At 53.7% G+C, this 13,141-nt stretch carries 10 protein-coding genes; 9 read left to right on the forward strand and 1 reads right to left on the reverse strand.

Features of this window, described 5'->3' with window-relative positions; all coding sequences use genetic code 11:
* Positions 1–267: 267 nt before the first annotated feature.
* Positions 268–669 (forward strand): hypothetical protein, encoded by a 402-nt coding sequence (locus F1728_RS24980; RefSeq protein WP_145190944.1) that lies wholly within the window; start codon positions 268–270, stop codon positions 667–669.
* A 129-nt stretch (positions 670–798) separates the two neighbouring features.
* Positions 799–1,176, forward strand: coding sequence for a transposase (locus F1728_RS32350; RefSeq protein WP_194242513.1), 378 nt, complete (start codon positions 799–801; stop codon positions 1,174–1,176).
* Positions 1,177–1,336: 160 nt separating this feature from the next.
* Here the strand turns inward: F1728_RS32350 and F1728_RS24990 are convergent, their stop codons facing one another.
* Entirely contained in the window at positions 1,337–1,753 is a 417-nt protein-coding gene (locus F1728_RS24990; RefSeq protein ID WP_145190947.1) for a transposase family protein, read from the reverse strand.
* A gap of 727 nt (positions 1,754–2,480) precedes the next feature.
* Here F1728_RS24990 and F1728_RS24995 point away from each other — a divergent pair.
* The 7 genes from F1728_RS24995 to F1728_RS25025 all read left to right on the forward strand — a co-directional run bounded on the left by F1728_RS24995 (position 2,481) and on the right by F1728_RS25025 (position 12,993).
* Positions 2,481–3,134, forward strand: a complete 654-nt coding sequence (locus F1728_RS24995; RefSeq protein WP_145190950.1) for a response regulator — start codon at positions 2,481–2,483, stop codon at positions 3,132–3,134.
* Complete coding sequence (locus F1728_RS25000; RefSeq protein ID WP_145190953.1) at positions 3,112–4,629, forward strand: efflux RND transporter periplasmic adaptor subunit; 1,518 nt, start codon at positions 3,112–3,114, stop codon at positions 4,627–4,629. The genes F1728_RS24995 and F1728_RS25000 overlap by 23 nt, the downstream gene beginning before the upstream one ends.
* 93 nt (positions 4,630–4,722) lie before the next feature.
* Positions 4,723–7,830: an efflux RND transporter permease subunit gene (locus tag F1728_RS25005; protein WP_145190956.1), complete on the forward strand. Its 3,108-nt coding sequence runs from the start codon at positions 4,723–4,725 to the stop codon at positions 7,828–7,830.
* Between the two features lie 36 nt (positions 7,831–7,866).
* Positions 7,867–8,574: a ZIP family metal transporter gene (locus tag F1728_RS25010; RefSeq protein ID WP_197996800.1), complete on the forward strand. Its 708-nt coding sequence runs from the start codon at positions 7,867–7,869 to the stop codon at positions 8,572–8,574.
* 47 nt (positions 8,575–8,621) lie between these two features.
* Positions 8,622–11,111 (forward strand): fused MFS/spermidine synthase, encoded by a 2,490-nt coding sequence (locus F1728_RS25015; RefSeq protein ID WP_145190959.1) that lies wholly within the window; start codon positions 8,622–8,624, stop codon positions 11,109–11,111.
* Positions 11,108–11,380 (forward strand): P-II family nitrogen regulator, encoded by a 273-nt coding sequence (locus tag F1728_RS25020; RefSeq protein WP_145190962.1) that lies wholly within the window; start codon positions 11,108–11,110, stop codon positions 11,378–11,380. Before F1728_RS25015 ends, F1728_RS25020 begins: the two co-directional genes overlap by 4 nt.
* A 119-nt stretch (positions 11,381–11,499) precedes the next feature.
* Entirely contained in the window at positions 11,500–12,993 is a 1,494-nt protein-coding gene (locus F1728_RS25025; RefSeq protein ID WP_194242514.1) for a cation:proton antiporter, read from the forward strand.
* Positions 12,994–13,141: the final 148 nt, after the last annotated feature.

A 13,141-nucleotide genomic window follows, 5' to 3' on the forward strand; every position in this document is an offset into this window, starting at 1 on the left:
GATTGAAGCAAGTGATATCACCGGTCTTAAGTATCTGGATCGGGTCTTCCGCTGTTTAAACGCTTGCGTCCCGAGGGTACAGAACGCGACAAAGCCGGTAATCGGCAACTGTTCTACGATCAGTATTGCGCGCTGCAGTTGCTTTATCTCTTCAACCCGATTGTTACTTCACTACGTGGATTACAGCAGGCCAGTGAACTCAAAAAAGTTCAGAGAAAACTCAACTGTCCACGATCTTCTCTGAGATCTCTGTCGGAGGCAGTTCGCGTGTTTGATCCCGAGCTACTGCGGGAAATCGTGGGCGAATTAATTGAAAAACTGCCTGTCCAAGAGCCTCAGGATCGGCGTCTGCAGGATCTGGCTCAGGCACTGACTGCCGTAGATGGTACGTTCCTCAAAACACTGCCTCAGATCACTCAGGCCTGTTTTTCAACCCGACAAGATAAGGGATGGCAGTTGCATACACATTTTGAAATACTACGGGGAATTCCTGTTCGCATGGATTTGACAGATGCCACCGGTATGAAAAATCAGTACTGTCCAGAGTACTGGAAAAAGATCGTTGCTACATTCTCGATCAGGCATATGAAAAATATGCCCTGTTTAATGAGATTGTTAATGCCGGCAGCAGCTATGTCTGTCGGATCCGTGGGGATCACATTTTTGTAGAACAGGAATCCCGTAAATTAACCGCAGAAGCCCAAGCAGCAGGCATACTGGAAGATCAGTCAGGGTATTTGGGTTCTCCCAAGTCACGGAGAACCCAAATGCCAAGATCATCTGGTGCGGCGGATTACTGTGAAAATTACTCCTCATCCTAAACGGGGAGGACGGAGGTGGGAAGGTGCTACCCAGGACCTGGTTGTAGCCACCAATCTGCTGGATGTACCAGCAGAAGTCATCGCACTGATTTACCAGCACCGTTGGCAGATCGAATTGTTCTTTCGTTTTTTGAAGCATGTACTCGGCTGTCGTCACTTGTTCAGTCAGGATCCACAGGGGGTTCAGATACAGACTTACTGTGAGATGATTGATTGTTTATTGATTAGTCTGATCACAGGTAAAAAACCGACACTCCGAACATATGAAATGCTGTGTTTTTACTTCAGTGGGCTGGCGGATGAGGAAGATCTGATCAACCATATAAACCGCCTGCAATCCCACGAATCCAGATAAAACGAGAGCTCTCGCCTGACTACTGACTGTTGGTGACGAGATGATTCATGCTGCGCAGTTCATAAGATTCAGCTGTCGCATATGAGCCCCATCTAAAAGAGGCTCGTAGACAAAACCTCTGCAAAATACTGCGCACAAAAGTTAAAGTATTAAATCAGAATCAAATGCAAACGGTGGGCTGAACAGTATTGCGTTGATGCGTCTGTAAACTGCCGCACAACGTATTGCCTTCAATGGAAGTTGCACACAGAGAATCATTATCAATTTCGACGCCTTCTAAAGTGCACATCCATTCGCGAATCGCCTGCTCAAATTCTTCTGGACAAATCTTTTTGAGGAGATCTGTGTATGTGTTCGCACACGGTGGAATTCGTTTGAAGCCGAGCCAATGATAGGTACTTCGCTCAAGTTGGCGAACCCATTTCGCAATCATTCGCATACTGCGAATTCCACTAAGTGTTCCGCAAATAATAGCCGCCAGCATGGCATTAAAAGTGTGGCGTTGTCCCTGACGCCCGCGATGGTCGGTGATCTGATCCAAAATGGAAAACAGGTCGCACAAGTCGGCGGGTTGCATCGTATTGCCTCCTTGGTCTTGTAAAAGTTGAACTCCGTTTTGTGACTTTGTGGAAAAATATCCCCAAAACAGGACGTTATTTCCTACCCAGACCTACTACACACATTCAATGCCATATTCTGAGCAGCCCTGGTGAAACCCTACTTCGGTCTTGACACGTCTACTGTATCTTTGTAAAATTCTGATTATGATGAAGAATGGCACTCATATCTTTCAGCATGGATTGGTTTTAGCAGCAGTTTTGTTGTTCGCTATACCACTCGAAGTTTGCTACCATTCCATCACTTCTCCACATTGCTGCCAAAATGCCGAACGTAGCATTCCTTGTGATAGTCCATTATGCGAATGTCATCGAACGACGGTTTTTGCCGCTTTCTTTCAGATTTCTGGTCAGCGAATAGAGCAAAGTGATCTGAGTATAGCCAAGTCGGATGTAACCGAATTATTTGGGGCTTATCTTCAGGAAGATGCTTCTTCCCCTCCACCAACAACGGCACTCGAACGTTGTGTGCTTTTTTCGCGGTTGACTCTGTAATCCTTCGCGAGGGTTATATGTATCCGTGGATTGAACGGTTAGTGTCTCCAAGCAGCATAAGGCTGCCGTCAGCATCGCTTTTCTCTTGTCCGATGCCTCGTGTTTGACGAGCAGTTTAAGCCGTTTTCCCTTCTTAATTGTGTTCAATCATCTTCCTTTGGCACAATAGGGTGCCTGGAATAGGTGTTTTTCATGTTAGTTCTTACCCAAAAGATCTCTGAGGCAACCAAGCCTCCTTCGCTTAGTGTCTCCCGGACTGTTAAGAGTGTTGAAGGCTGGCGTGTGCGTCCGGCTGTTTCTCCACCGAAGGAAATTCCAGTACATAGCCAAGATGTTTCGGCGCGGACCAAGCCGCTGTCGCCCTCTAATGCTGGGATAAATGCTGTCCGCATCTTGGTGGCGGACGCAGATTCTTCTCTTGCCAAAATCTATACGACTCACCTGTCATTATTGGGTTTTGAAGTGACCATGGCTTGCAATGGAGTTGAATGTCTGGCTCGACTCCGCAATCGAATACCTCATCTAATAGTTCTGGATGCCGGGTTATTGTGGGGCCGAGCGACAGATGTTCTGGCTATATTGGATGAGTGTACCGACATTCCTGACGTGCCAGTTTTGGTGACATACGATCACACCTGTGAGCAGGCATTACCTGATGTGCGTTCTTTCCGCGTGAACGATTACGCGGCGAAACCTCTCACCCCGAACCAACTTGCTGAACGCATTCGCGAACTGATCGCGTTTGCGGGCAATTGCGACGAAGATCTTGACTCAGTTGACAATTGCGAAGGGCAATCACCTAAAAGAACTACGGGGAGTGCTCATGATGAACGTAGATCGAATTGAAAACCTGTGGTGTAATAAGCACCGCATGACAGCTTTGATGGGCTACGGCCTTTTGGCCGTCGCTGTAGGCGCAGCAGGCATGTACGCGGTCACGCGAGCTTTTCTGACTGAGCCTGTAAGCGGTGTAGCTTCTACCGAAGCGAGACACGGAGTGGATGACGAGCATGGTGAGGATTCATATGTGGTTACACTCGCAAAAGACAAATGGGCCGTAGCTGGACTTCGCATTGCTGAGGTTGCCAGCAGCAATCTGACGAGGACCGAGTGGATCACGGGCAAGGTAGCCCTGAATGAAGACCGCCTGGCGCATGTTTATTCTTTGGTCGATGGGCAAATTCATGAAGTTAAGGTCCAGTTCGGGGACGACGTAAAGCAGGGACAGGTGTTGGCCGTTATCGACAGCAAAGAGGTCGGCTTGGCCAAGCTGGACTTATATAAAGATCGGCTCGATGCCGAGTTCGCCAAGATCAACTATGAGTTCATGCGAGAGATCAACGAGAACACACAAGCGCTCATCAAAGTTCTAATAGAACGGCCTCCACTGGAGAAAATTGGAGCGACATTTGATGACAAGCAGCTCGGCAAGAACCGCCAGCAGTTGATGACTGCCTACGCGAACCTATATAAATCGCGTGCCGACTACGAGCGACTCACGTCGGTGGCGGAAAGTGGCGTGGTGGCCGGCAAGTTATTGATCGAAGCCAAAGCCCGGTTCGAGGCGGACCAAGCCACATTTCAGTCACTCTTGGAACAATTGAAGTTTACTGCATCACAGGAGGCTTTGCTCGCCGAACAAAAACTTCAGCAAGCCGAGCAGACCGTGGCGGCCAGTCGTTCACGCCTACTCATACTCGGCTACCAGCAAGATGACCTGAAAAGCATTGATCCGATCAAAGAGGGCGAGATGATCGCACATTATGAGCTTCGCGCCCCGTTCGATGGCACGGTAATTGGCAAAAACGTAGTGCTGGCCGAGCGGGTGGGACCCGATACCGAGATGTTTCAGGTTGCTGACCTATCGACGCTGTGGGTGCAAGCAGATATCTATCAAAAAGATTTGCCCAAGACTCGCCAACTCGGTGAAACGCTGCGGTTTCGCTCCCCGGACTCAGACCATCTTCACGAAGCCCGTATCTTCTACACGGGTGATATTCTTGATCCAGAAACTCGGACGGTGCGATTGCGTGCCACGATTGACAATCCGGATCGTCATCTGAAACCAGGCATGTTCGTTGAAATCGCATTGCCGGGAGAAACGCTGTCCAACATCGTGACGTTGCCGGCGTCTGCCATTCAAGAAGTGGAAGGGCATGATGTCGTATTCGTACAGACCGGACTGGAAGCGTTCGAGAAGCGGAAAGTCAAGGTTGGAATGCGCAGCGGCGACACCGTACAGATCCGCGACGGGTTACAACCTGGCAACAAAGTGGTTGTGGTCGGTGGCTTTGCCCTGAAATCGGAACTGATGAAAGGATCGATCTCGCATGGCCATTAAAAGTCGAGAGCATTTTCGTCTACACTCCCTCTTGGTGATTACCTTTCTGCTCTACAATTTTCTGGGGCTCGCTCGCCAGCTTCGGAGCCAGCTATGATCAACAAATTCATCGACGTCTCATTGGACAACCGCTTCGTCGTATTATTGCTGGTTGTATTGCTGATCGCGGTTGGTCTGTCGTCGATGACTACATTACCCGTCGACGCCGTACCTGACTTGACCAACGTACAAGTTCAGGTGTTGACAACTTCGCCTTCACTCGGTCCTGTCGAGATGGAGCAACTGATCACATTCCCTGTCGAAACGTCGATGAGCGGTATTCCCCACGTCGATGAAATACGGAGCGTGACGAGGTTCGGTCTGTCGAACGTGACGATCGTGTTCGAGGAAGGCACGGACATCTACTGGGCACGGCAGCAGGTCAACGAACGATTGACTGAAGCCCGCGGGGAAATTCCCGCTGGGTTGGGAACTCCCACGATGGGGCCGATAGCGACGGGTATGGGTGAAATCTACCAATTCGAGTTGCGCACCAAGCCGGGCTGCGACTACGACCTTCAGGAATTGCGAACGATCCTCGATTGGCAGATTGCCTTTCAGCTGCGCAGCGTGCCCGGTGTCATTGAAGTCAATACATTCGGCGGAGAACTGAAGACGTACGAAGTGCAGGTGAATCCGAATGCCTTACTGAATTACAAGATCCCGCTGAACCGTGTATTCGAGGCTTTAGAGCGCAACAACGCCAACGCGGGCGGAGGGTACATCGTTCATCACGAAGAGCAACGGTTGATCCGCGGCGAAGGGCTCATCCAGTCCCTTAATGATATCGCAGACATCGTGTTGGACGCCCGCGATGATGGCACTGCGGTTCGCGTGCGTGACATTGGCGAGGTGCATTTCGCCCCGCTGCTACGTCAAGGCTACGTCACGCGCGACGGACGCGGTGAGGCGGTGACCGGTATTGTGATGATGCTGATTGGCGAAAACTCCCGCGTGGTCGTTGATCGTGTCAAACAGAAAATCGCCGAGATCGAAAATTCGCTGCCCGAAGGTGTTTACATCGACACATTCTACGACCGCACCGATTTGGTGCGCCGCGCCATCGGCACCGTCACCGAGAACATCAGTGGCGGCGCGATCTTAGTCATCATCATGCTGTTTCTGCTTGTGGGCGACTGGCGCGCCGGGTTGATCGTAGCATCGGCCATTCCGTTGTCCGCGCTCATTACATTCATTTCTATGAATTATTTCGGCGTCTCTGCGAACCTGATGAGTTTGGGGGCCTTGGACTTCGGTATCATCGTGGACGGGGCGGTGGTGATGGTCGAGAATGCGATCCGCCATGTGGGCGAGGCAAAACGCCGCAACCCCGAGTTGAAACGCGCGGGGCTGGACGTGTTTCGCGACGCCGGCCACGAAGTGGGTCGGCCGATCGTGTTCGCGGGCTCGATTGTAATCATCGTCTTTCTACCGATTATGTCGTTGCGGGGGATCGAGGGGAAGATGTTTGGCCCGATGGCCTTTGCGTTCATGTCGGCCCTGGCCGGAGCGCTGGTCCTGGCATTGACCGTCATGCCTGTGTTGGCCTCGCTGTTTCTGGCCCGCAAGTTTTGCGAAAAGGATTCCTTCCTCGTCCGCTGGTGCAAACGGGGCTACGAACCGTTATTGCGGTTGGCGATCCGCTGGCCGTTGGCCGTGTTTCTGATTGCCATCGCCGCATTTTCCATGGGAATAGTGATCGCAATGGGTTTTGGGGCCGAATTCGTCCCTAAGCTGGATGAAGGCGACATGGCGGTGCAGGCAATCCGACTGCCGAGCGTTTCGTTGGAACGCTCGATCGAAATGACCACGGAAATAGAAAAGACGCTATTGGCGGAGTTTCCTAAAGAAGTAGAATCAGTGATCTCCAAGACCGGTCGCCCGGAAATCGCCACCGACCCGATGGGCGTTGAGATGAGCGACATCTTCGTGATTCTCAAACCGAAAGGCGAGTGGCGTTTCGCTAGCAAACCGGAACTGATTGAAGCCATGAAGGAAACGCTGGAAAAAAACATTCCGGCGAACAATTTCAGCTTCACGCAACCAATAGAATTGCGAGTGCAGGAATTGATTGCTGGCGTGCGCTCGGATGTCGGCATTAGCCTCTATGGAGACGACCTGGAGAAACTGAAAGAGATCGGTAACGAGATCGCTGGTGTGGTCCAGCAAGTGCCCGGAGCGGCGGACGTTCAGCCCGAACAGACGGGCGGTTTGCCCTATGTCCAGATGCGCGTTCGACGCGATCAGATCGCCCGGTATGGTATTAACGTCGGGGATGTGCTCGACGCGATCTCAATCATTGGCGGGAAGGAGGTCGGGCAAGTGTTTGAGGGCCAACGTCGGTTTCCCTTGCAGGTGCGTCTGGAGCCAAAATGGCGGAGAGATGTCACGGCGCTTAAGCACATCAAGGTTGCTGATCCCACCGGTCGACAGATACCACTGGAACAGCTTGTTGAGATTGAAGTTGGTCCTGGAGTCGCGCAGATCAGCCGTGATGAAATTCGCCGCCGCTTTCTGATCCAAGTGAATGTCCGCGGCCGTGACCTAGCGAGTTTCGTGGCGGATGCCCAGAAAGCGGTCGAGGAGAAAGTGAAACTGCCACCTGGCTACCACATCGCCTGGGGAGGCAGCTTTAAAAACCTGCGAGAAGCGACGGGGCGGCTGACGATCGCTGTTCCGCTCGCACTGTTACTGATTTGCTCGTTGCTGTACATGACATTCAGGTCCGGCAAGCTGGCCCTGTTGATCTTCTTGAATGTGCCAGTCGCCACGACCGGCGGGATTTTGGCACTCTGGATACGCGGCATGCCTTTTTCGATCTCGGCGGGTGTCGGATTCATTGCCCTATCCGGCATCGCCGTGATGAACGGCGTCGTCCTGATCGAACACGTGCGGCATTTGCGGCATCGGGGCCAAAGCATTAAGGATGCCGTCTACCAGGGCGCGCTGGACCGCCTTCGACCCGTTTTGATGACTGCCACGACTGATGCACTGGGATTCATCCCCATGGCCATCTCAACCAGTTCCGGCGCGGAAGTCCAAAGACCTTTGGCGACGGTTGTCATCGGCGGCGTGATTACGTCGAGTCTCTTGACTCTAGTAGTCCTGCCGGCCATTTACCGCTGGTTCGAGCCGAAAGGCGAAGAAGATGTGGAATTATGAAAAGAGTCGAGAGGCAAGTGCCGGAGAGACGAGTTGATGAGTGAGTTCCTGAAAGTGCTTGGCCTTGCCCTTCTTTCGGCTTTGGGAAATTTTGGGGGAGGCGTGATCGCTGAGTGGTTACATCCTTCGCAGAAGACGCTTAACCGGGCATTGCACGCCGCGACGGGAATCATCTTAGCCGTTATCGCCGTCGAGGTGATCCCCAAGGTATTGGACAAAGCGTCGACTTGGTTGCTGGCACTGTCATTTGTCGCGGGAGGTGCGGCGTACTTGCTCCTGGAAGCTGGAATTGATCGCTGGCAACGGAGCAAACCCAAGGGAGCCGGCACGGGAGCCTGGATGGTGTACACGGCGGTCGCCACTGACTTGTTGGGCGACGGGCTTTTGATCGGCGCGGGCTCCGCCCTATCAGGCCAAATGGGGCTCGTCCTGGCACTAGGTCAGGTCTTGGCAGACATCCCGGAGGGCTTCGCAGTGGTCGCCAATTTTCGTGAGAAGGGCATGGGGCAGACGAAGCGGATTCTGATCTCCGCATCCTTTGCAGTACCCGTGGTAGCAGCAGCGGCGTTTGCGTACTTTGCGCTTCGCGGACAGGGAGAAGCTGTAAAAGTGGACGCCCTCGTCTTTGTGGCTGGCCTTTACACGCTCGCAGCCGTCGAGGACATGCTACGCAGGCCCATGAGAGCTCCGAGGACAGCCGCTGGTCTGCAGCTAGTTTCCTGCTCGGTTTTGCACTTTTCCTAGTCGTCTCACAATCGTTATTTTAGGTACAAAGCGAAGAGAGTCGAAGCATGAGCTTTATGATCGTGAATCCAATGACGAAGAAGGGCGACATCAGAGTCGAAACGACTCAGGCTGCAGACCGCTGGCGAAGTATTTCAGACCTCAAACGTCAACCCGACACATTCAGCTATCTAATATTTTTCTTTTCTGGTGTGGCGGCGCTGGTTTACGAAATCTCTTGGTCGCGCCAGGTTGGGTTGTTGTTCGGCCACACCATTCAGGCTTCGGCGGTCGTGCTGTCGACCTATTTTGCGGGCATGGCGGTTGGTTATCTGGTCGGAGCCAAGTGGTCGTTGCGCGTGTTGCCGTTGTTGGGATATGGAGTCGCAGAACTGGTGGTCGCGGCCTGGGCTTGCTTGATTCCCTTTCTGCTGGCGTGCTCTGAATCACATTCGTTCGCTGCCTTTTTAAGCAGTTCGTCGATCGGCTGGCAATTGACGGCGAGAGTTCTCTTCTGTTTCTTGCTTCTGTTACCGGCGACTACCGCTTTGGGCATAACGCTGCCGATGATGGCGGAGTATCTTTCTCGGCAAAGAAGTCGCGACATGGCCGACCCGACAAATGCTGGCCGCGTGTCGCTGGCATACGCACTGAATACGGCCGGAGCGCTCGTGGGCGTCTTGTCCGCCACCTTCTTTCTATTGGTGGTAGTTGGCGTCCGCACCAGCAGCTATGTCGCGGCCGTCGTTTCCGCCGCGTGTGGCGTGGCCGCGGTCCTAATTGCCAAGAAACAAAAGTCAAGAGTCGAGAGACGAGCATCTGCCGGCTCTGGACAGTCGGCGCGCGACTCTCAGCTATCCTGGTTCTTCGTCGCCGCATTATCCGGCTTCGGAACATTAGCACTCGAGGTTCTCTACACGCGAATGTTCTCGCTGGTATTCCATAATAGCACCTATACATTTGGTATGGTTGTGGCAGTCTTCCTGGCATCACTTGCATTGGGCGCCGCTTTGGCAGCTCGGCTGCAACGACGCTACCGCATCGAGGGTCTGGTTGGATGGTCGGCGTGCTCGGGCGCATTAGCTGTGACGTTTTCTGTGCTCACGTTCGTCGCGCTGACCGGTCTCGATTATTACGATTTCGGCGAGTCGTTCTCCCAGTACATAAGCGGCGCACTGATGTTGGTGATCCTTGTGGTAGCTCCACCGATTACACTGCTCGGCATGTTGCTACCGCTGGTGTGGAAAGCGGCGGGACTTGGTAAGCGAGCAGGCATCGTGGTGGGCCGGTTGACGGCGGTCAACACAATTTCGGCCGCGTTGGGCGCGATGGCCGCGAGTTTTTTGCTATTGCCGTGGCTTGGACTGTGGCAGTCTTTTGTATTGTTGGCCGCGCTGTTTTACGTTGCCGGTTTTGTCTTACTATTGCGCAACGGCAGACTAGTCTGGGCATGTGGAGGGGCCTTGATACTCGTCGCTGTTGCGATGTTTGCGCTGCGTAGTCCCGTTGAAATCAACTATGGAGGCACACAACTTGACGAGCAACTCGTGCGTCGCTGGAATTCCCCCTACGGCTGGATTGACGTGGTGCGGGATGAGAACACGGGGTCATTCAGAGTAAGACAAAACTTGCACTACCGGTTTGGCAGAACTGGCGACAATGCCCGCGAGTACCGCCAGGCGCATCTCCCACTGCTGTTGCACGAGCAGCCGCAGGATGTGTTGTTTATGGGGCTTGGAACGGGCTTGACTGCGGGAGGCGCTATCCCGCACCGCGAAGTCAAAAATGCCGTCGCCGTCGAACTGATTCCGGAAGTACTAGAGGCAGCTCGGCTACTGGCGGAGTACAATTACGGGGTTGTTGACCATCCTAAGGTGGATGTCTGCGTCGATGATGCGCGACACTACCTGCTGGCCACAGACCTCCGTTTCGACGTCATCATCTCCGACTTGTTTGTGCCTTGGGAGAGCGAGTCCGGCTATCTGTACACGGTCGAGCACTACCGGGTGGCCCGCGATCGTCTGAAGCCAGACGGCTTGTTCTGCCAATGGCTGCCGCTCTACCAATTGGGCGCGCGCGAGTTTGAGCTGATCGCCGACAGCTTCGCCAGCGTATTTCCCGTCACGACGATTTGGTGGAGTGAGATGGACGCGTCCAAGCCGGTCATCGCCTTGGTGGGCGGCGACGCCCCGCTGGAACTTAACGCTGACCGGCTCGCCGAACGCCTTACGGCATTAGAGCGAGCGACCACGTCGTCCAACCAGGACTTACGCACTGTCGAGCAGTTCTACGACAACTATCAAGGCGACTGGATGCCGCGCAATCCGTCTCGGCTCAACACCGACGAGCATCCGCGTGTGGAGTTCCTGACGCCCATTTCCAACCGCGATCGCAAGATGATCGTTAGTCTCGCGCTGCTGGAATACTTCGATAATGTCTTGTCTCAACTCCCATCCAGCGCCGTAGCTTTGCACACTGATGGAGAACCAAAATCTGCCACCGCTCGGCAGCGTCGAGCCTGGCAGCGTCTTATCCTGTTTGGAGGAACCATTCCATGAAAGAAGTCAAAGCCGTATTTCAGCCGTTCATGCCCAAGCCGGTGCTGGAAGCACTGCAGAAAGTCGACCATCTTCCGGCCGCCACCGAGACGGAGGTCGACGGCTACAGTGTCGTGCATCCAGACTATACACCTAAGCCAAAGATCATACTGGAGTTTATGGTGCCCGACGACATTGTGGATGCCATCGTCCAAGCTCTTCAAAGCGGGGCACATACGGGCAATCTTGGCGACGGCTGCATTTTCGTAATCGAAGTGAAACTACCGTGAAGATCCGCATCGGCGAGCGAAACGACTCAACGTAGCCGATGATATCAAGCGTCATATTGGTAAAGGCACGCCGAATGGACCATTGTCGTACTTGTTATCACCGACTACTGACTTTAACCATGATTGGCTTGACCGTCCCTGGAATCTTTGTGTTCATCAATCAGGAACAGACGACAGGTTCCGATCAGATAAGCAGCGAGCAGGATGAGAGCAAATCGACGCCTGACGCTCGCAAATCCGAGCATGACGAGTCGGCACACGAAACGTCGATTTCACCGATCCTGCTTGAGCTGGCGGTCATTGTTGGCATAGCAATGCTGGGGCGCTGGCTGGCCGAATCACTCCGGCAATCGGCCGTGCTGGGCGAGCTGCTGATTGGTGTCGTCGTGGGAAACGTCGGCTTCTGGCTGGGGCTGCCCTTGTTCATCATGGTGATGCATTTGGGCGAGGTCCTGCCCTTGTTCAACGAAGTCTGGTTGACAGGTAGTTCCGTGGCGGATGCCGCCAGCAAGATTTTCTCCGAGCCACAATTGGCAGAGGGCGGCAGCGCGCGTCGACTGGTCGACATCATGACTGGCCCGGAAGGACCTCGTTATGTCGCTATGGCCTTCGCGCTGTGGCTGTTTTCCGAATTGGGCGTGATCCTGCTGCTGTTCACGGTCGGCTTGGAATCGAAAATCAACGAGATGCTGAAGGTTGGCTGGCGGGCATTGATGGTCGCCAGCGTCGGCGTTGTCTCACCATTCGTGTTGGGACTATTGATGGGCATGTGGCTCTTGCCCGACGCCGGATCGATGGTCCACATCTTTCTCTCGGCCACGCTTTGCGCAACTAGTGTCGGCATTACAGCCCGCGTGTTTCGCGATCTGGGCAGATTGCAAACACGCGAAGCCAAAATCATTCTTGGAGCGGCAGTGATTGACGACGTGCTGGGACTGATCATCCTGGCGGTGGTCGTCGGCATCGCCTCGACGGGACAGATTGACGCGCTGGAAATCAGCCGCATCTCGCTATTGTCTATTCTGTTTCTTGGATCAGTACTCTTGTTTGGTGGAAGGATCGTCGGCTGGCTCATCCCGTTTTTTGCGATGCTGGAAAAACACCACGTTAAACTGCTGTTTCCCTTGGCCCTGGCATTCCTGCTGGCGTGGGCTGCCAGTGCCATCGAATTGGCGCCGATCGTCGGCGCGTTCGCGGCGGGCTTGATCCTAAGCGAAGAGCATTTCAAGAAAGTTTCCGGGCACGCGACGATGGAAAGTCTGATCGCTCCTCTGGAAAGAATCTTCGCGCCAGTCTTTTTCGTGCTGATGGGCATGCAAGTCAACCTACTATCGTTTCTTGATCCCACGACCCTTTGGCTGGCGTTGGCGTTCAGCTTCGCCGCGATTGTCGGCAAGCTGGTTTGCGGCTTGCCTGCCGGCCGTAGCAGCGACCGCTGGTCGATCGGCCTGGGAATGATCCCGCGCGGCGAAGTGGGGCTAATCTTCGCCAGCATTGGCAAGGGCTTGGGAGTCGTCAGCGGCTCAGTCTTTTCCGCCCTGGTCGTGATGGTTATCGTTACGACCTTAATTACACCGATCTCCTTAAAGTGGTCACTATTTCGTCGTCCCTGAAAAAGTCGCTGTGGTTTCGACGGTTGAACTATCCCAACTCGTGGCTATTAAATTGGCCTCAGAATGGTGCCGGATCGAGTCGCTGAATGGAATGTATTTCCCCAAAACGAGCCTTAGGTGGTACGGACATTCAATCTTGCATTTTCCG

The organism is Gimesia benthica, from assembly GCF_009720525.1.
GTDB classification, from domain to species: Bacteria; Planctomycetota; Planctomycetia; order Planctomycetales; family Planctomycetaceae; genus Gimesia; species Gimesia benthica.